This window comes from Leptolyngbya sp. AN10 (assembly GCF_050565645.1).
In the GTDB taxonomy this organism is placed as follows: Bacteria; Cyanobacteriota; Cyanobacteriia; order Leptolyngbyales; family Leptolyngbyaceae; genus Leptolyngbya.
The window spans coordinates 91,170-109,320 of the sequence record NZ_JBNXVP010000012.1 but is presented as its reverse complement, the minus strand read 5'-3'; the positions used below and the strand labels follow the sequence as shown (position 1 = coordinate 109,320).

The 18,151-nt window shown below is 46.8% G+C and carries 18 protein-coding genes; 8 read left to right on the top strand and 10 right to left on the bottom strand.

The window, feature by feature from the left end; all coding sequences use genetic code 11:
- Positions 1-16: 16 nt before the first annotated feature.
- On the top strand, positions 17-916 hold the full coding sequence (locus ACQ4M5_RS18340) for a carbohydrate ABC transporter permease (protein WP_430677104.1): 900 nt from the start codon (positions 17-19) through the stop codon (positions 914-916).
- A gap of 361 nt (positions 917-1,277) precedes the next feature.
- Here ACQ4M5_RS18340 and ACQ4M5_RS18335 read toward each other — a convergent pair whose 3' ends face one another.
- Genes ACQ4M5_RS18335 through ACQ4M5_RS18325 form a run of 3 tightly spaced genes read right to left on the bottom strand, consistent with a single transcriptional unit; the run spans position 1,278 to position 3,458 of the window.
- A complete protein-coding gene (locus ACQ4M5_RS18335) occupies positions 1,278-1,772 on the bottom strand; it encodes a DUF427 domain-containing protein (protein WP_430677103.1) in 495 nt (164 codons plus the stop codon).
- Between the two features lie 3 nt (positions 1,773-1,775).
- On the bottom strand, positions 1,776-2,645 hold the full coding sequence (gene prmC / locus ACQ4M5_RS18330; protein WP_430677102.1) for a peptide chain release factor N(5)-glutamine methyltransferase: 870 nt from the start codon (positions 2,643-2,645) through the stop codon (positions 1,776-1,778).
- Between the two features lie 6 nt (positions 2,646-2,651).
- A complete protein-coding gene (locus tag ACQ4M5_RS18325; protein WP_430677101.1) occupies positions 2,652-3,458 on the bottom strand; it encodes a Tic22 family protein in 807 nt (268 codons plus the stop codon).
- A gap of 692 nt (positions 3,459-4,150) precedes the next feature.
- Between ACQ4M5_RS18325 and ACQ4M5_RS18320 the strand changes: the two genes are divergently transcribed.
- Positions 4,151-5,527 (top strand): hypothetical protein, encoded by a 1,377-nt coding sequence (locus ACQ4M5_RS18320; RefSeq protein ID WP_430677100.1) that lies wholly within the window; start codon positions 4,151-4,153, stop codon positions 5,525-5,527.
- On the opposite strand, the gene ACQ4M5_RS18315 is transcribed toward ACQ4M5_RS18320, so the two are convergent.
- Positions 5,516-6,376: a UPF0104 family protein gene (locus tag ACQ4M5_RS18315; RefSeq protein WP_430677099.1), complete on the bottom strand. Its 861-nt coding sequence runs from the start codon at positions 6,374-6,376 to the stop codon at positions 5,516-5,518. The two genes, ACQ4M5_RS18320 and ACQ4M5_RS18315, sit on opposite strands and share 12 nt — an antisense overlap.
- 200 nt (positions 6,377-6,576) lie before the next feature.
- On the opposite strand from ACQ4M5_RS18315, the gene ACQ4M5_RS18310 reads away from it, so the two are divergent.
- The 6 genes from ACQ4M5_RS18310 (at position 6,577) to ACQ4M5_RS18285 (ending at position 9,445) form a co-directional block, all read left to right on the top strand.
- The gene (locus tag ACQ4M5_RS18310) at positions 6,577-6,951 is read left to right on the top strand and encodes a hypothetical protein (RefSeq protein WP_430677098.1); all 375 of its coding nucleotides are present in this window, start codon (positions 6,577-6,579) and stop codon (positions 6,949-6,951) included.
- A gap of 39 nt (positions 6,952-6,990) precedes the next feature.
- Positions 6,991-7,575 carry a DUF6658 family protein gene (locus tag ACQ4M5_RS18305; RefSeq protein ID WP_430677097.1) on the top strand — a complete coding sequence of 195 codons (585 nt, stop codon included), beginning with the start codon at positions 6,991-6,993 and terminating at the stop codon, positions 7,573-7,575.
- Positions 7,576-7,814: 239 nt separating this feature from the next.
- Positions 7,815-8,045: a DUF433 domain-containing protein gene (locus ACQ4M5_RS18300; protein WP_430677096.1), complete on the top strand. Its 231-nt coding sequence runs from the start codon at positions 7,815-7,817 to the stop codon at positions 8,043-8,045.
- A complete protein-coding gene (locus tag ACQ4M5_RS18295; protein WP_430677095.1) occupies positions 8,042-8,374 on the top strand; it encodes a DUF5615 family PIN-like protein in 333 nt (110 codons plus the stop codon). Before ACQ4M5_RS18300 ends, ACQ4M5_RS18295 begins: the two co-directional genes overlap by 4 nt.
- 187 nt (positions 8,375-8,561) lie before the next feature.
- A complete protein-coding gene (gene psb27 / locus ACQ4M5_RS18290) occupies positions 8,562-8,960 on the top strand; it encodes a photosystem II protein Psb27 (RefSeq protein WP_430677094.1) in 399 nt (132 codons plus the stop codon).
- A gap of 113 nt (positions 8,961-9,073) precedes the next feature.
- Positions 9,074-9,445: a hypothetical protein gene (locus ACQ4M5_RS18285; RefSeq protein WP_430677093.1), complete on the top strand. Its 372-nt coding sequence runs from the start codon at positions 9,074-9,076 to the stop codon at positions 9,443-9,445.
- Positions 9,446-9,761: 316 nt separating this feature from the next.
- On the opposite strand, the gene ACQ4M5_RS18280 is transcribed toward ACQ4M5_RS18285, so the two are convergent.
- The 6 genes from ACQ4M5_RS18280 to ACQ4M5_RS18255 form a co-directional block, all read right to left on the bottom strand.
- A complete protein-coding gene (locus tag ACQ4M5_RS18280; RefSeq protein WP_430677092.1) occupies positions 9,762-10,103 on the bottom strand; it encodes a hypothetical protein in 342 nt (113 codons plus the stop codon).
- A 161-nt stretch (positions 10,104-10,264) separates the two neighbouring features.
- Positions 10,265-10,456, bottom strand: a complete 192-nt coding sequence (locus ACQ4M5_RS18275) for a hypothetical protein (protein ID WP_430677091.1) — start codon at positions 10,454-10,456, stop codon at positions 10,265-10,267.
- A gap of 20 nt (positions 10,457-10,476) precedes the next feature.
- Positions 10,477-10,698: a hypothetical protein gene (locus tag ACQ4M5_RS18270; RefSeq protein ID WP_430677090.1), complete on the bottom strand. Its 222-nt coding sequence runs from the start codon at positions 10,696-10,698 to the stop codon at positions 10,477-10,479.
- Positions 10,699-10,842: 144 nt separating this feature from the next.
- Positions 10,843-14,040, bottom strand: coding sequence for a TIR domain-containing protein (locus ACQ4M5_RS18265; protein ID WP_430677089.1), 3,198 nt, complete (start codon positions 14,038-14,040; stop codon positions 10,843-10,845).
- A 92-nt stretch (positions 14,041-14,132) separates the two neighbouring features.
- Positions 14,133-14,258, bottom strand: coding sequence for a hypothetical protein (locus ACQ4M5_RS18260; RefSeq protein WP_430677088.1), 126 nt, complete (start codon positions 14,256-14,258; stop codon positions 14,133-14,135).
- A gap of 60 nt (positions 14,259-14,318) precedes the next feature.
- Positions 14,319-17,774 carry a HEAT repeat domain-containing protein gene (locus ACQ4M5_RS18255; RefSeq protein WP_430677086.1) on the bottom strand — a complete coding sequence of 1,152 codons (3,456 nt, stop codon included), beginning with the start codon at positions 17,772-17,774 and terminating at the stop codon, positions 14,319-14,321.
- Between the last annotated feature and the right edge of the window lie 377 nt (positions 17,775-18,151).

Below are 18,151 nucleotides of genomic sequence, written 5' to 3'. Positions count from 1 at the left end.
TTCAATTTCACTTCTGATGAACAACGCACTCCTAAAAAGCTGGTATCCGATGCAGCGGCGACTTACGCCTTATCTGTTTCTGTTGCCAGCTTTGATCGTGTTGGGACTCACTGTATTTTATCCAGCCCTGCAAGCGTTCTATCTGAGTTTCACTCGCTACGACTTGATCGGTGAGCCGGAATGGATCGGCTGGCAGAATTTTCAGCGGTTAAGTCGCGATCCAGTGTTTTGGCAAACGTTACGAAATACGTTGCTGTATTTGGTTTGTGTGGTTCCGATTTTAGCGATCGCACCCCTCGCCTTAGCTATTCTCGTAAATCAGAAGTTGCGTGGAATTCGCTGGTTTCGAGTGGCGTACTACACGCCTGTGATTATTTCGATGGTTGTGGCGGGGATTGCCTGGAAATGGTTGTATTCGGATAACGGCTTGCTGAATCAGTTTTTAAGGGCGATCGGCTTTGAGGGTGTGCCCTGGTTGACTGATCCAAATCTTGCTTTATTTAGCGTCATGGTCGTGACGATTTGGAAAGGATTGGGCTACTACATGGTGATTTATCTAGCGGGATTGCAATCGATTCCAGCCGATTTGTATGAAGCTGCCGCGATCGATGGTTCTGATGGAATTCGCAAGCATCTAGATATTACGATTCCGCTGATGAAGCCTTATCTATTTCTCGTTGCTGTGATTTCTGCGATTTCTGCAACCAAAGTGTTTGAAGAGATTTTCATCATGACGCAGGGTGGTCCGTTGAATAGCTCGAAAACGATCGTGTTTTATGTGTACGAGCAGGCGTTTACGAGATTAGAAATTAGCTATGCCTGTACGATCGGGCTTGTGATGTTTTTAATGATTTTGATGTTGTCGATCGTGCGGTTGGCGTTAGGGCGATCGACCGGGGCGGAAGATTTGATTTAGAGTCACTTCCATGAAAAGTTGGCTGCGGTTAAATCGGCTAATGCCCCCTAAATCCCCCAAATTTGGGGGACTTTGAAATCAGAGAAGTTCAGTGTTTCAGGAGCAGTTTCTACTTTCAAAGTCCCTCAGAGTGGGGTAGGGCTGATTCATTCTAATCAGATGGTTTTTTCTGCTCCGATTCAGCCGTTCTGCCCTCATCCCCAACCCTTCTCCCCAAGGGAGAAGGGAGCTAGAAATCTTGTTCCCTCTCCCTTGGGGAGAGGGCTAGGGTGAGGGCAGAGAAGACTTTCGCTAGAATGAATCAGCCCTACCTCAGAATGGGGGATTTAGGGGGCTAAAGACGCTCCGAACGCAGCAAATCTCACCAACCCCAAGATCCAGCCTCACCCTTAAATGGTCCAACCACATCACTCGTAATCCAACCGCCATAGAACTGCCCAGGCTGCGGTATCACCCTTTCGCCATCCACATAACAAGCATCCATCGGAGCCGCATAGAACGCGACGTAATTCTCGATCGCGCTAAAGTTAGGAGTCGGATTGCTATAGTACCAACCCACATCGATCGCGCTTTTCTCCCCGACTTTCACGCTGTAATAACTTCCCTGACCTTTCCATTCGCAAAAGGTCGATCGACTAGACGGGAGCAAATACTCCTGCTTGATATCTTCAGGCGGAATGTAATAAGTCGGCGGATGACTGGTTTCGAGAACCCGCATCGCTTTCTCGGTGTCTACGATCGTGACTTCATTAAAAATAATCTGAATTCGCTTATTCACAGGTTCCAAGCGAGGAGGGCGCGGATAATCCCAGACGGATTCTTGTCCGGGTTGAGGAGGGATAGGAGTAGGACGCATAAATTATTTTCGGTACGCGATCGCGAATCGTTCAATGCCAGCAAGATCTTTTTGGATCGTAATGCGATCGTAGCTTCCCTGAGCCGAAAGTAACGCGGTAACTTCTTCTGCTTGTCCCATCATCATTTCCACCATCCAAACGCCGCCCGAAATTAGATAATCTGGCGCAGTTTGAACTAAGTGGCGAATGCTGTCTAATCCATCTGAACCGCCATCTAGCGCTAAATGCGGCTCGTGCAGTCTCACTTCAGGGTCGAGTTCTAAAACAGTTTGCGATGGAATATAAGGCGGATTAGAAACTACACCACTGAGCGATCGCTTTAAATGCTCGATCGGTTCAAACCAATTTCCTTGATAAAACTGAACCTTTGCGTTGAGCAATTCAGCATTCGATCGAGCAATTTTCAAAGCATCTTCACTTTGATCGACCGCATGAACGATCGCATTCGGCAGAGATAGCGCAAGTCCAATCGCGATCGCGCCACTTCCCGTTCCCAAATCGACCCAATTTCCTGATTTCAGAATCGGATCTTGAGCGATCGCAAAATCAATCAATAATTCGGTTTCTGGTCGTGGAATCAAAACTCCAGGAGCCACTTTCAATTCAAAATTGCGCCAAGGAGCAATTCCCGCCAAATATTGAATTGGAGTTCGTTGTTCAATTCGATGTTGCCAAGCTCGATCGAGATCCGAAAGCGACACCTTCGATTCGATCGCGTGATCGGGTTGTAATCGTAAAAAAAGTCGATCGATTCCTGCAAATTCTTGCAAGAGCCAATCGACTTCGTTTGGGGAAATGTCATGAGCGATCGACTGATTTTTCGCGGTCGATCGCCACTTCCAAAGCTGACTTCCAGGAATCAGAACACTCATTCGGTGTTAGCGCTTCGGAGCCGCAGGTTGTTGGGGTCTTTGTTGGGGTCTTTGTTGAGTTTGCTGTGGTCTCTGTTGTTGGGGTTGCTGCTGTTGTTGCCGTTGAACGAATTCCAGCGTTTCTCTTGGCGGAATCAGCACAATTTTGTCAAGCTGCGGATCTTTCTCGCGCTGCATCGCTTGCATCACACCTTCGAGCGGGAAGACCTGAATATCAACCGTTGCCGCAAGATCCGGCTTTTGTTGCTTGAATCGTTCGACCAACGGCTGCAAGTCTTCTTTATTGAAGAACATTGGAATCACCGATTGGTTGCCTTCTTGAATCGTTAAAAATCCTTTGTCTTTGCCTGCACGTGCGACAAACAAAGGTGTTCCGTTAAACTGCGTCGCTTGCTGACCGTTTGCTTTGAGAATTGCGAGTGCAGCATCCAATTGCTGTTTCGCGGGCACGTATGCAAAATCAAGCTTTTCCTGTCTACCTTGAGCGCCCTGATTCAGTTGATACACTTCTGCCAGCGATACAGGCACGACTCGAACATCTTTTGCCAGTGCGGGATTTCTCGATCGTAAATTTTCTAAAAACGCATTGGCATCTTTTTGACTAATAAATACGCCTGCCACTGGATTTCCTTTCTGACCGTTTGGCGGTTGAGCGACCAGCGGCGCACCTTGAGTATTGGCGATCGTAAAAACGGGGACAGCCCGTAACTTCTGGGTGATTTGCTCTGGAGTGAGTGCGAGTGCTTGCAGCCCAGCTAAGAGCGTTCCCCCTACCATTGCAGCGGTTGTACTCCAACGAACCAATGATTTCATGTTTGCTCCTGGCTTCAAAAAACGATGACCGAAATCCAAGCGTTTACTGTCCCATTCGATACGGCAGCAAACGAATCGGTCGCTGCATCGAATCGGTTTTGTTTATTCGTCTGACCTGAATTGATGTGAATTAGTTTCCACACTGTGATCAAGATTCAGATGTTTACTCTTTTGAACCATTTGTTAAACAATTCTCGGAAATATTAGCATCGTTTTGCACTGCCGTAACATTCAAGTTGCGATCGCACAATGTCGAAACAAATTATCGCTTTCTATCGAATTTGTGCTGTGACTAACAGTATTTGATCAAATCAGAATGTCATCAGTCAGGTTTAATACTTAGAGGACATTTGAAAAGTATAAGAAGAGTCTTCACTGCGATTGTGTTCTGCCCGTGATTGAAAATCACGGTCTATCGGATCAAAGTCCACTAAAGGGGACTGAAAGGCGCTCTTAGTAGGTTCTTCAGTCTGTTTTAACAGACTTTGTTCCGATAGCCCCGAATTCATTCGAGGGGCGGTTGATGCAATGAGCGATTACTTTTTGAGTCGGCATCGAGCAGTTTTGAGGCTGTTTGTTCAAAGATGGGGAGTGGGCACACTGAATCAGAGTGGTTGCGTCCGTAGTATCACTGAGCCTCGGTTCTGCCGAAGTTCACGCGAATCCGCCTCGTTCGTTATGGTGCTGGAAATATGAGTAAAGAGTCAGGTAGACAGTCGCATGATCTGGAATTAGATGCGGAATCGGTTTTCTCGATCGATTCAACTGTTCAGCGTCTTATCGCTGAATCTCCAGAGATCTACCAGGCACAAGAAACGCTTTATCAATTTCTTTTGGAAGTGGTCAGACAGTGGGACCCAGAAGAAGTTTTATTGGAATTTAAGCGGCTCTTTTTCTATCAGATTGATTTAGCAAGTCCGGGAGCCGTTCAAGCGGTTCATCAATTAATTTTACAAAATGATGAAATCGAATTTAGAAATACATTGAAGCGGTGTTGTTACATTCTGGTGAATAACTGGGATGCAGCGCGGCAATATAAAGCGATTCAAGCTCTGATTCAAGCGTTTCAAGATTCTACGATCGAGCCTCAAACAATTTCTCCCAGCATCAAGCGATTAAAAACTTGGATCGAGAACTTCAAACAGAGTCAAGATTACGAAGAACTAAAACTATTTACGGCTCGATACGAAACTCAAGCAAGAGAGAAATGGATCAGCCGTTATACGTCTTATTTGCTGGTTCCACAATATGTTGATATTCGCAATTCGATCGAGCAAAGAGAAGCAGCCCGCGCTCTTTCAAGACAGCTAAAAGATCGATTTAAATTCGATCTGGCGATGTATATTGCTAAATCTCAGTCTGCAACCTCATCGGAGAAAATGCCGAAAAATCCGACAGCTCTAGGTGATAATGTCCTAATGCTGATTAAAGCGATCGTGGCAAAACGCGGACAATATAGTTATGCAAATTTAGCCAATATTTTTATTAATCAGATCCAAACTCTGAACTACAAAGAGTTTAAGCAAAGTCTTCAGAACTATCTAATTTTCTCGGTCGATCATCATAGTGATTATGCGATCGCGCTTCAATCAAAACTCGCAGAGAAACTAGAATCGCTCTATTCAGATTACGAATCTTCTCCACTCAGTGATGCGCTGATTCTCAGGACGTGTAATCGGATTATCGAAACGTTGACCACAGAAAATCGTAAAGAACCTTCTCCGCTTTTTGTCTTGTTACTGTCGCAAGGCAACCCGATGACATTAGTAATTGTCTTGCTGAAACTTGTTCTGATTTGTAATGCTTCTCGATCGCATTTAGAAGCCCAAATCGCCATTTTAATTCGACATTACGAACAGCTTCCAGAACAGAATTGTAGTTGGGTAATCAATTTTCTGGAAATCTTTAATGTCACGTTTGCAATTCATGCAGAAAACGTGCAATACAACCTGGTGAAAATGCAGCAAGCTCAAGAAGCTGCACCCCAAACGAACCTCGACCATTATCGGATTTTTTCGCAAATGAAGCCGATTATTCGTCCGAAAGCAGAACCCGAATCACCCGCGTGAACGATCGAGAGTTGCAAGTCCCGCTCCCATTCCTTCTGCCATCGTATTAATCAATCGATATAAGGCAACGGCTCCCAACACCTGTCCGCTGGGAAATCCTTGACTCAAAACCGCGATCGCGATCGCTTCAAAGACTCCCACGCCTCCCGGTAATCCCGGAATCACAAATCCCAACAACCACGACCAGGCAAATCCACTCATTAAAAGCGGCAAGTCTGAACCCGTGATCGGACGCAGCGCGAGAAAAGTCAGCACAAACCCGATCGCTCTTAATCCCAAAAATCCCAATTCGCCTATTAAGGGCAGGAACGGATATCGATCGATCTGAACCGGATTCGATTTCTGCAATCGTCTGAGAACGAGATTGAGAAAGACCGGATGAATCCCGATCAGAATCGCGATCGCAATTCCAAACTGTACCCAAGACCGAAGCCCGACAATTGCAAGAAAACAAGCTGCCGCTAACATCAACAGGGATTCGAGTACAACACTGAGTGTGGCAGGTGCGATCGCAATTCCTTTCTGTTTCGCAGCATTAATTCGTCCGTAAAAATGCCATACATTCCCTGGCAAATACTTGGCAATATTCGTCCTTAGATAAGTTTCTGCGCCCCAAGTTCCAGAAACCGGATACGACAAAAATCGCAGAATCCAACTCCAGACCACGCCCGCAAAAATGTGTGCAAATAAAGTAACCCCAAGCGCGATCGCAAGACAAGCTACACCCGCTGGAGTTAGCCGGAGTTGAGTCACATCCTGCCAATGTTTTTGAAGAGATTGAAACAAAAAGAAGACTACGGCTGCCAGAATCAGCCAGCGGAGCAAAGATTTGAGTCGAAAACGCTGCATGAAATTCTCGATCGATTCATCTTTCCAGCGTAATCCTTCTCAGGGCAGAAACACATTCAGCCTCCGGATTCGCAGGAATGTGACTTGCGCTAGAGGAAGAAATTCTGAACAGATCTGTATGGTTGAAACGCATCAGGGATCAGTCAAATCCTAGCCAAGTCGAAGCGGGAATTTCTCTGTCCTATATAAAGGAGCGCAGCATGAAACGATTCAACATTAAGCAGCTTTTTGCCTCGATCGCGGTCGCAGTCGTCGTCTTTTTCACTAACGTCAACTCGATCGCGCCGAATGCTCTAATCGCCGATCTTGGTGTCAAAACGAATGCCTCAGATCTGAACTATCCTGGCTCAGATGTCTCTAACTCTAGCAATCCGGATGTGGGTGCAATGCAGCAAAAATCTTTGCCACCTTTGCCCAACGCGAAACAACCGATGATCGATCGCGCTGATCCAAACTCGAAAGTTTTCGAGCGAGCAGGTCAGTCGATTCAAGATGCTTCGGCATTCATCAAAGACACCGTAGCAGGTGCAAATGAGCGTCCTGAAGCCAAAATGAATCCTGCGATCGAAAAGTAGTATTTCAACTTACATGATTTAACTTCAACGGAGATTTTTATGAGCAAACTTGCATCTTTTATCAAAGCCCTGCGCCTAAAGCAGATTGCGATCGTCTTTTTCGCAGGTGTGATGCTGTTATTGAATACCGCTTGCAGCAATTCCGCTCAAGCTAAAATGCCCCCTCAAACCGATGATGGCGGTCCGCATCCCGTCGGACAAGCCCAACCTTTTGAAGGTGGCATGAATAATTTTAGCGATACGCCTCCTGGACAAATCCCGACCGACAAAGCGAGAGAACTTGTGGATAACGCTGAACGCAATATCACGAGTGATGATCCCCGTAATGCAGATCCGCGTAACGCAAAGCTTTATAAGAATCCAGGCTACGGAGTTGAGCGCACCAAAGATACGATCGGGAACGCTGTGACCTCTCGTGCAAACAACGTCAAAGAAGAAGCGCAGAAAGTTGGAGAGCGCTTGAGCAACAGTGGCGAACGTGCGGTTGAGAAAACGAAAGAACTTGGTCAGCGGCTCGGTAAAGGTGCTGAAGATGTGGCAGATAGCGTATCGAATAGCGTTGTTGGTGCTGGAGACGAAACGCGAGGGCTAACCAAGAAAGCAGTCAAAGACGCGATCGATTAAGTTCAGTTCTCCTCTAGTTACCTCAAGTCACAAGCCAAGGTTTACCCTTGGCTTTTTTCGCTTAGTAAAATACAAATCAATTTTGCCTCGTTCAAAAAAATCGCGCTAAAGAATGATACCGGAGCTAATAATCGATTCGCGTATCTGTAAAAATTAAAGAATTACAACGGTATCAAATTTGTTCCGCATACCACTACACTGCATTAAACTGAGACAGATCAACGGGTTCAGGTAAAACGATGAGCTACCAAGACATTATTACGATCGAGCCAGACAAACGGGGCGGAAAGCCTTGCATTCGCCGCATGAGAATCACTGTGTATGATGTTTTAGGCTGGCTGGCTGCGGGGATGTCTCATACTCAAATTTTAGAAGATTTCCCTGAACTGACAGAAGCTGATATCAGAGCTTGTTTAGAATTCGCGGCTGATCGTGATCATCGCCTCATTGCTTCAGTAGGTGCTGGTTGAAACTGCTCTTCGACCAAAATTTGAGCCGGAAGTTAGTCGCTCGATTAGCAGACATTTTTCCGAATTCCAGCCATGTTCAGTCTCATCAGTTAGCAGAAGAAACAGATACTGAGATCTGGAGATTTGCAAAGGCACATGATTTCTGTATCGTCACTCAGGATATAGATTTTGCTGAACGAAGTCGTCTGTATGGTTCTCCACCTAAAGTAATATGGCTTCGATGTGGGAACGCGCCCACTCAGCAAGTGGAAGATTTGATTCGCGCTGGAGCAGAAGCGATTCAAGAGTTGCTGAATAATCCGAACTTGCATTGTCTAGAGTTGCAGTAGGACACAAAAAACTTAGATTTTTATGAAATCTAGAGGAGTGCAGTCATAGATTCTGTAAAAATTTTCTAGATTCTAAGCAGCTATAATCCTTCTGTCAGCACGAATCTGCTTCTTCATGATCCCGCCGTTCCCAATCACGATACGATGAGAAGACTGTTACTTTTATTCATCTAACGCGAATTTGCTTATGAAGCGCTTATTGTCTCGCCTGCTGGCTTTAGTGGTCGTTGTCGCGATCGGGCTTGTCGGATGTACGAATGCACCTGCTGGTCTGACAGGCAACTACCGTGATGATACGCTCACGGTGATCAACACCCTCAAAACTGCGATGACGCTCCCCGCTGATGCACCAGACAAGGCGGCGATTCAAGGCGAAGCTCGCAAACTAATCAATGATTTTGCTGCCCGCTATCGTCGCGATACGTCGTTGGCAAAGCTGAGTTCTTTTACGACGATGCGAACGGCTCTAAATTCACTGGCTGGACACTATAGCTCGTATCCCAATCGTCCGGTTCCTCAAAAAATGGTCGATCGATTAAATATCGAGTTCAACCAGGTAGAAGCCTCGCTCAAACGCGGCAACTAATTTGAATTTCTAATGAAAAGACCCAGGGGCAAGAATAATTTGCTGCCTGGGTCTTTGTCATGTTTGAAGCGAAAAATGCAATAGGATGAAGACAAGATTTAGCGGTTTCAGCGATGGCGAAGATTACTTTAGAAGTCCCAGACGAGCTATCTGACCAGCTTGCAGCAATCAGCGCTGCCTTCGGCACACGTGAGCGTGACCGTTTACCTGAACTCTTGGCGTTGAGCCTACGACAACCTGCAATTCCGGCTCGTTTCTACCGATACATTCTCGATTTCATTAGCCACAATCCTACACCTGAACAACTCGCTAACTTTAAGCCGACTGCTGAAATGCAGGAACGACTGCAACTGCTTCTCGATCGTAGTAAGGCGGGAGATTTAACGGCGATCGAGCAAGCCGAACTCGACGAATATGAGCACATCGAGCATCTAATTGTCCTGCTTAAGACCAATAATCTGAAAAATCTGCTGAATGCGTCGTGAGTACAACATATATTCCTGTTGCGCTCCGTCGCCAAGTTGAAGAGAGAGCTATAGCAGTCCTAAATTAGTCGTTCATTGCAGGGGTGATCGTGCCCCCTAAATCCCCCAAATTTGGGGGACTTTGAAATAGGGCTGATTTCTGGAATTGGAGAAAATTTTTTATCTCAAAGTCCACCAGAATGGGGGGATCTAGGGGGCTTTGGAGGGTTTCACAACCTGAATCGGATCGCCATAGTTTTAAAGTTCAAAATCTAAAAGACCCAGGGGCAAGAGAAATTTTTTGCTGCCTGGGTCTTTTTGTTGATTTGGATTGGGGTTAGTTCCGATCGATCCAGCCGCCCGTTTGTTTGCGGGTTCCGCCTGCGTATTCGTATTGTTTGCTTTGCTTGCCATAGAGTGCGGCGACTCCTAACAGCATGTGTTCACTAAAGTCGTTCAGTTCTTGTTCGGCTTGAGCGATGTTCTGCCGGGTCTGTTCCAAGGTTTGGATTAGGGCGTTGTAGGATTCGACCTGTTTCCGCAGCGCTTCAGTTTTGGCAACGTAATTTTGTAGGGAGACACCGTTGCCCAGATCGATCAATGCGCCAGTACTCTTCATTCCCTCAATTCGTGCTTGTGCTCTTTCAAGTGCTTTAGATTGCTTGGTTCTGTTTGTCATTATTCTTCCTGTTTAAGGGTTTGATGATTGCAGTGTAGCGATCGCGGTTTCAGTCGCGGTTGAGCAATTCTGTCCAAAAAATAGATTTGAATCGATGAATTTGTTTTAATTTTGAGCATTTCTACTCAGTCACTTTATTGTTATGATATACACATAGGAAATTATGAAGTAAACACAGCGATCGCTTCATGAAAGGCTGTGTTTGCTTGGGTGGAAGCTGTGAATTTTGAAGCGATCGCTGTCTTCGCTTTAAGAAACAGTGTGAATTTTGAAGCGATCGCTGTGTTTGCTTCATAAAAGGCTGCGTTTGCTTGGGTGGAAGCTGTGAATTTTGAAGCGATCGCTGTCTTCACTTTACGAAAGGCTGGTTTCGTTAGAGCGATCGATAGTACTTTAACGCTTCTTCTTTAGCGAGTCTTTCTAGGTCGTCTGATTCTTCCATCAATTTAACTAGCCCGTAGTTCTCTAGAATTTCTTCGATTTGCTCAAAATCTGCGATCGCGATCTGTACAGCGATCGGGCGCTGGTTTTCGTCAACAACATACTGCTTCTGGATGTCGAGCATATCAAAGTCTTTTGGAGAACGCTTTTTCATTCTACGCTAAGTAGATTGTGGCTCATGCAAGCCGTATCTGCATTAATTTCTAAAGCTTAAACAGTCGGGTGAGAACAGCGATCGTGATTCTCTCTGTCGTCCTGGCGGAATCGTCAGCGATCGTAGCAAAATCCTCGCTGTTCCCTACTTCGCGATTCGTTCTGCTTCCCAACTTTCTCCTAAGTGCGCCTCACAAAGGCTCTGCTCGGTTGTCTGTTTAGAGTCGCTGAGAATATAGGATTTGAGATGACGGCAGGCGCGGTGAAGGAGGCGATCAAGGTCGAGATCGATGCGGTAGAGATTGACGATCGTGGATTCCGAATTGGGAAGCGGTGCGCCGAAATAAGTAGGTTTTTGAACAAGTGCGATCGTCTGCCAATCCGAATCGATCGCCGCTAACGAACCGCCTTCAAATCGCCCGATCTGATTGCCGTATTTATCCCACAGTTTGACACTACCATCGTCTCCCCCTGTTGCAACAACCGTTCCATCTGGACTGAAGGTGACACGCGCAATGCTGCCTTGATTGCTATTGAAGGTACTCAGAAGCCTGCCGTCTTTGTCCCAGAGTTTAACGCTGCTATCTCCGCCACCCGTTGCAAGAATCGTTCCATCTGGGCTAAAGGTTGCACTCCAAACACTGCGCTGATTGCTATTGAATGTACTGAGCAGTGTTCCGTCTTTGTTCCACAGTCTGACACTACTATCCGCGCCCCCGATCGCGAGAATCGTTCCATCTGGGCTAAAGCTCATACTTAAGATGCTGCGCTGATTGCCGCTTAGGGTGGTGATGAGTTTGCCGTCTTTATCCCACAGTTTGACATTGCCATCATCTCCACCTGTTGCGAGGATCGTTCCATTTGGACTGAAGGCTACACTCCAGATGCTACCTTGATTGCCGTTTAGTGTGGTGATCAGTTTGCCGTTTTTATCCCACAGTTTGACGCTGCCATTGAATCCGCCTGTTGCAAGGATCGTTCCATCTGGACTGAATGCGATCGCTCGAATGTTGCCCTGATTGCTATTGAAACTGCTGAGAAGGTTGCCCTCTCTGTTCCAAAGTTTGATGCTGCCATCAGAGCCACTGGTTGCCAAATGTCTATTGTCTGAGCTGAAAGTTACAGTCCGAGTGCTACGTCGATCGCTATTAAACGTACTCAGAAGCCTGCCATCATTGTTCCAGAATTTTACACTACCATCATCGCCACCCGTCGCCAGCGTCTTACCATTGGGACTAAACGCGATACTCCAAACGCTGCGCTGATTGCCATTCAGTGTGGTAATCAATTTACCATCATTGTTCCAGAGTTTGACACTACCATCCTTTCCACCTGTTGCAAGTGTCTTCCCGTCAGGACTGAAGGTGACACCCAAAACACTCTGCTGATTGCTGTTAATTGTAGTTACAAGGTTGCCTTCATTGTTCCAGAGTTTGACACTACCATCTCCCCCACCTGTTGCCAGTGTCTTGCTATCTAGACTAAATGCTAGACTCCAAACACTCTGCTGATTGCTATTGATTGTAGTTACAAGGTTGCCATCATTGTTCCAGAGTTTGACACTACCATCTCCCCCACCTGTTGCAAGCAGATTGCTATCTGGGCTAAAGGTGACACCCAAAACACTCTGCTGATTGCTGTTAATTGTAGTTACAAGGTTGCCGTCTGTGTTCCAGAGTTTGACATTGCCATCTTCTCCACCTGTAGCAAGCAGAGTTCCATCGGGACTAAATGCTACACTCCGAATCGCGCTCTGATTGCTATTGATTGTCGTGATCAATTTGCCGTCTGTGTTCCAAAGTTTGACACTGCCATCGAATCCACCTGCCGCAAGCAAAGTTCGATCGGGACTAAATGCTACGCTCCAAACAATACCTTGATTGCCGTCAAGTGTAGTAATTAATTTGCCGTCTTTGCTCCAAAGTTTGACGCTGCCCTCAAATCCGCCTGTTGCCAGTGTTTTTCCATCTGGACTAAATGCCACACTCCAAACTGTGCCTTGATTGCTCAAAAGCTTAGTTTCTCGAATGCTTTCTAAGCCAGATTGCAGTGCCAAAATCGGACTCAGAGCAGGATATTGATCCAGCGATTTCCCTCGCTTCCATTTTTGCAATTCAAATCCCGCCTGCATCGCCAACCGCAATCCATCAGTTTGATCCGCATCAAATCGTCTGAGCGCGATCGCACCTGCTCGTTCAATCTGAGTGCCTGCTTTTGCCTCTGCCTGAAGCATCTCTGCTTCTCGCTGTTGATTCTCAGCAATCCGAACTGCCTCATTTGCTTGCTCTACCCGCGATCGTGCAACCTGAACCGCTGCTTCTGCTTGCTGTCGGCGTTGTTCTGCACTTTGAGCTTGTCCGCTTGCAGTCTGCGTTTGCTGTTCTGCTTCTATCACCTGTGCTTGCGCCCGCTGAATCTCTTGCTCCGACTGCGCCAAGACTTGTGCTTGTGCTGCCTTCGCTTGTATCACTGCTTTTTCTGCGGCTTTAGTCTTCGTTTCTGCGGCTTTGAGCTTGTCTTCGGCTCGTTTCACTTGTCGATCGAGAATATCGGCTCGTTGTTGTGCGATCGAAACTTTCTCGTCTGCTTGCTTCTCGGTTTGGAGTGCTTTTTGTGCGGCTGCTGTTGCCTCCTGAGTCGATTTCCAAGCCATCCCACCCGCAGCGAACGCGCTGATTAGTGTAAGCGCCAAGACTCCTGAGCCAATTTGCACCATGCGTTTCGCTTGCTGTCCTGCCTTGAGCAAAATTTCTGCTGCTTCCTCGGTGGCTTGACTGGCGCTAATGTATTCTCGCTGAAGATCGGTTGGTAGCGGATTTTTAGAATCTGCATCAGTTAACCAAGTTTGCGCCGATCGCAGATCGTCCCCACGCAGGACAAAACTCTCATTGCGATCGGCTTTGTCCCATTCGATCGCACGTTCTAAAATTCGGGTATGTGCCCGGACATGATCTAAATCGGTGTCGATCGCTTGAGTTAGCTGCTCGAATGCGCGATCGTAGTGATCCGAATCTCGAAAAAATAACCAGTTGTGTCTCGCGAGTGCTGGATGTGTTTGCTGGAAGCCTTCACGATGCACGATCGGAATCAGTCGCTTGTTGTGTTTGACCGCGTGATTGACTTCGAGCGTACACACCTCCGAAGCGATCGAATCGGGACTGATCACAAACACAAAAGTATTTGCCCCTTCAATGCCGCGTTCAATCTCTTGCCACCAATCCGCTGTTAAAGGAATATCCTGCCAATCTACCCAAGTTTCGCGTTGTTGCTCTTTTAGCGCCTGATGCAACCGCTCGACAAACGCCTTATCTTTTCGGGAGTAGGAGATAAAAATATCACTCATAACCGGATTGAGAGATTTTATCCCACCATAAGAACACAAGCCCGATGAGGGGTAGCTCGTAGAAGTACGGAATCTGTTGAGAACTTGCTAAGTTAATAAATTTGATGCTTTTTCTGTGTTGCTTGTAGCCAGATCATCAGCGCACAGAGTACGAGCAGACTGTAGTAGGCTGTGCCAGAAACGAGATCGCGGCGAAAGAAGACTTCGGTGACGGTCATCGATCGTAAAAATACACCAACCGCAAGATCAGCTCTGAGTTGTGAACGCTTCTAATATCATTAGTTTCGACTGTTCGTATGAGTCAATTCACCCAATGCCGCCACGATCGTTTCTGCTTCTCCACTAATCCGCCACAAGGTTCGACTCGCTTCTTTACTCACCAATTCATACTCGCCCCGGAATGCTTCAATCAAAGCAGGAATCGCCGATTTCGCATCTGGACCAATACAACCGAGCGCATAAGCCGCCACCCATCGAACCTGCCAATCGTCATCTTTTAGCGCTTCAATCAAAGCAGGAATCGCAGGTTTTGCTGCCGCGTTAAAGGTCGCCAACACCCAAGCCGCACTACTCCGAACATAAGGAGCTTTTGCTTCTAATGCACTCACCAAGGCAGGAATCGAACTTACGCCCAATTTACCGAGGGTCGCGATCGCTTCTCCCGTCACTCGTCGATCGTCATCGCGCAACCGTTCCATCAAAGCAGGAATCGCAGTTCGAGCTTCAGGACCAATATTCCCGATCGCTTTTGCCACTTCCCGACGAATACACCAGTCGCGATCCTGAAACTCTCGAATCAAAGCAGGCAAGACATCTTTGGAAGCAGAACCCAGTTCGCCGAGTTCTCGAATCGCTTCTAAACGTGCGATCGTATCTCCGTTTGAAAGCATCGGGGTTAATCGTCTTAAGCGTTGATCAATCTGCGATTTGCGTAAGACTTCTGCACTCAGTCCCACCCGTTGCCCCAATTCTTCCATCACAAAGTCAGGGACATCAATCTCTGCACTGCGAGTTAAACAGCAATCCCGCATTGCGAGGAGAAATCCTTGAATGGTATCGGGTGCTCCGGGCATCGTGTCGGCTTCCATCAGCCAGCGACTCCAAGATTCTCGATCGTCTTGATACTGTTCGACTAAGTGCAATGCTGCTAAACATTCAGCTAACGGATCGAGCGCGAAACAGATTTGATCTTGTGCAGGACCGATCGCTTGAACAATCCGCAGTCGTTTTTCTAAGTGTTTTAGTCGGATTTTTACGGTTTCTTCGTCTGCTTCGGTCTGAGTTTGCAGTGCATCTAGAATTGCTTCTCGTTTTGCAGGAGCCGGACGGTAATAGTGTTTCAGACATTCCCAAGCAATGATTTTTGCATCTTCATGCACTGCTATGTTATCGGGTTCATCTTCTGCGGCATCGCGATTTAACTCATTTAGATAGCTCAACATCAAATCGGGAATGTTATCGGGCAAGATGCCTTCGCTGCCTTCTTTTTTCGCGATCATTTGTTCCGCGTAAAGCTTCGCCAAAAGAACGGTAATGTTCCGCTGCCCGACCATTCTCGATAGCTGTCCGCAAGCATCGAAGTACTCTGGATCGTTGAATAGCTCACGCTTGTTCCGTTGATTCAGATAAGCTTCCAGGAATGAAGATAAGCGATTTCCTTCGATTCGGAGCGGCTTCACAGTCGTTTTTGGAACTTCGTCTAAAACTTCTTCTACCCGCGAAGTCACAATCAGCGCATTAGCAGGAAAATCAGGATGTCCAGGGCGAATTTCTTGGCGAGTTTCTTCGCTCAATTCAGATAAGCGATCGACAATCACCAAAATCCGTCTTTGTCTGAGCAATTTCTCTAGAAATTCATCACTCAGCGGTTCTGCGGCATCAATCAAAGCTTGCAACTGTCCTCGAATTGCTTCACGGAATGGACTCTTTTCTTCTGGTAGTTTGAAGTCTAGTTCCTGCTCGATCAACACCGGGAGCATTCGATGACGACTCAAGCGCTCCATTTTATTGTCAGACATTGCCCACTTTGCTAACTGACAGGCAAGGCTAGTTTTTCCGATTCCACCTTCGCCCCAAATCAGTAAACACTGCCGTCCATCCCAAAAAGTTGTATGCAAATCTTCGCTGCATAGTTCTGCGATCGCACTTCCATCCATCACTACGGGAATCGGAATATAAACTCGTCGATCGCTGACTGTATTCTTATGTGCAAATGCTTCTCGTGCAACTTCAATCTGCTTTTTCACCCAAGAATCCAACACTCTCGGATGATAGTGCAGCCAACCGATGAACAATACAAACCGCAACGGGATTTTGATACTGCCACCTAAAGGACTAGGAATCTCAAAGTCCGTATAAGGTTGCAGTGCATTATTCAGTTTAAGTAACCAAAGCGGACGAATCAGCAAGACAGTTAACCATAGTGACGGCATCGCTAACATATAAAGCGCGATCGATGCAATGGCTGGATTCGCCTGTGACCATTCCAGGACTCGCTCGAATAGCCGAGAATCCTTTTCATTCTTGAGCACATTCAGCGATCGACGAACTGTAACTGTAACTTCCTGATTAAATTCTGCTTTCGGATCTTCTAAAAGCGGTAATGCAGTTTCTAACGTACTATACGCCGTAGAGATATCATTTGCTCCCAGTGTCGAAGCTTTATCTTGTAATGTGCCTGCAACTCTTCCCACTGCTGTCGCGACACTAAATCGTACTCCAGAGTTTTGATCTTTCAATAGATTGACTAATTCCGGTAACGACGATCGCGCTTCTAATCCAATCCATCCCAATGCAGTAGCAGCATTTAGTCGCACATCTTTATCCAGATCTTTTAGTGCGTGTGTTAGTTCTGGCACTGCTAATTTTGCCTCTGCTCCGATTCGTCCAAGTGCCCGCGCTGCAAACGATCGAGTCATACGATCGGGATGTTGCAAAGCTTGTCTGAGTTGTGGAACTGCCTCACTCGCATCTTTCTCGAAAGTTCCTAGCGTCGATGCAGTCTTAATCCGAATCTCAGAGTCAGCATCACTTAATAATTGCGCCAAAATTGGTACTGCGGGTTTCGCATCTGCACCTAACTTACTCAACGCTACGATCGCAGCTAATCGAACCTCTCGCTCTGGAGTATTCAACGCATCAGTCAGAGGTGGAATCGCCAACTGAGCCTCTGATCGAATTGCTCCGATCGCATTAATCGCTTTGACTTGGACTAAACGATTTTGATCAGCAAGTCGATTGATCAGTTCAGGAACTGCTTCTTTTGCTGCACTGCCATAGTTCCCCAACGCCTGAGCCGCCCCGATTCGGATATCAGCATCTCGATCACGTAACACAATCATCAAGAACGGAATGGCTTCTTTCCCCGGCTCTTCAATCTTCGATAGTGCGGCTAATGCAGCAAGGCGAATCTCCTTCGAGTTACTACGAATCGCATCTGTTAACACTGGAGTAGCAGATTTCGCATTCAGTTCACCCAGAGCAACGATCGCAAAAAGTCTCGATCGCTGTGGCTCTTTCGGATTCTTAGCAAGACTAATCAAAGCATCGATCGCAGGTTTGCCACGTTTTTTTAGAGTTGCGATCGCGGATTGTGATTGTTCTCCGGTTGCCAATTTGCGTATTTCTGCGGGACTGGTCTGAGCGGAAACCGCGATCGGGCTAAACGCAATGGTCAAACAGAGCAACGTGAGCTGGCTCGTGAAGGAGAAAATCTTATGAGTACGCGATGCCATGAGAAAAGCCTGCAAACGATAGGGATATCGATCGCAGGGCTGTCATTCGGATTTAGATGCGAATGAACTTTACGAAAAACCTCTCCGTAAAATTCCAGTTCTTCAAAATCGATGCAACCCTGACTGCGTAATAGTTCCCACAGCGATCGACCAAATAACGCTCTAAATCTTCAACGGTTCACACTTTCTACCGCTGTACCTACTTCAGTTCAGACACTTCTAAGAAGCCCCCCAGCCCCCAAATTTGGGGGAGCAAGAGTCTTAAGCCCCCAGAATTGGGGGTTTGGGGGCAACTCCGAGGATGTCCTAATCTAAACTTCCACTGCTATATCTGAATCTCACCACGACTAAGTATTTATCCTCAAACCCTATTCAGT

What these genes read in the sequence shown, in the direction of transcription:
- ACQ4M5_RS18340 (WP_430677104.1), top strand. Translation starts at nt 17, where the DNA reads ATGAACAACGCACTCCTAAAAAGCTGGTATCCGATGCAGCGGCGACTT.
- ACQ4M5_RS18335 (WP_430677103.1), bottom strand. Translation starts at nt 1,772, where the DNA reads ATGCGTCCTACTCCTATCCCTCCTCAACCCGGACAAGAATCCGTCTGG.
- prmC (WP_430677102.1), bottom strand. Translation starts at nt 2,645, where the DNA reads ATGAGTGTTCTGATTCCTGGAAGTCAGCTTTGGAAGTGGCGATCGACC.
- ACQ4M5_RS18325 (WP_430677101.1), bottom strand. Translation starts at nt 3,458, where the DNA reads ATGAAATCATTGGTTCGTTGGAGTACAACCGCTGCAATGGTAGGGGGA.
- ACQ4M5_RS18320 (WP_430677100.1), top strand. Translation starts at nt 4,151, where the DNA reads ATGAGTAAAGAGTCAGGTAGACAGTCGCATGATCTGGAATTAGATGCG.
- ACQ4M5_RS18315 (WP_430677099.1), bottom strand. Translation starts at nt 6,376, where the DNA reads ATGCAGCGTTTTCGACTCAAATCTTTGCTCCGCTGGCTGATTCTGGCA.
- ACQ4M5_RS18310 (WP_430677098.1), top strand. Translation starts at nt 6,577, where the DNA reads ATGAAACGATTCAACATTAAGCAGCTTTTTGCCTCGATCGCGGTCGCA.
- ACQ4M5_RS18305 (WP_430677097.1), top strand. Translation starts at nt 6,991, where the DNA reads ATGAGCAAACTTGCATCTTTTATCAAAGCCCTGCGCCTAAAGCAGATT.
- ACQ4M5_RS18300 (WP_430677096.1), top strand. Translation starts at nt 7,815, where the DNA reads ATGAGCTACCAAGACATTATTACGATCGAGCCAGACAAACGGGGCGGA.
- psb27 (WP_430677094.1), top strand. Translation starts at nt 8,562, where the DNA reads ATGAAGCGCTTATTGTCTCGCCTGCTGGCTTTAGTGGTCGTTGTCGCG.
- ACQ4M5_RS18285 (WP_430677093.1), top strand. Translation starts at nt 9,074, where the DNA reads ATGGCGAAGATTACTTTAGAAGTCCCAGACGAGCTATCTGACCAGCTT.
- ACQ4M5_RS18280 (WP_430677092.1), bottom strand. Translation starts at nt 10,103, where the DNA reads ATGACAAACAGAACCAAGCAATCTAAAGCACTTGAAAGAGCACAAGCA.
- ACQ4M5_RS18270 (WP_430677090.1), bottom strand. Translation starts at nt 10,698, where the DNA reads ATGAAAAAGCGTTCTCCAAAAGACTTTGATATGCTCGACATCCAGAAG.
- ACQ4M5_RS18265 (WP_430677089.1), bottom strand. Translation starts at nt 14,040, where the DNA reads ATGAGTGATATTTTTATCTCCTACTCCCGAAAAGATAAGGCGTTTGTC.
- ACQ4M5_RS18260 (WP_430677088.1), bottom strand. Translation starts at nt 14,258, where the DNA reads ATGACCGTCACCGAAGTCTTCTTTCGCCGCGATCTCGTTTCTGGCACA.
- ACQ4M5_RS18255 (WP_430677086.1), bottom strand. Translation starts at nt 17,774, where the DNA reads ATGGCATCGCGTACTCATAAGATTTTCTCCTTCACGAGCCAGCTCACG.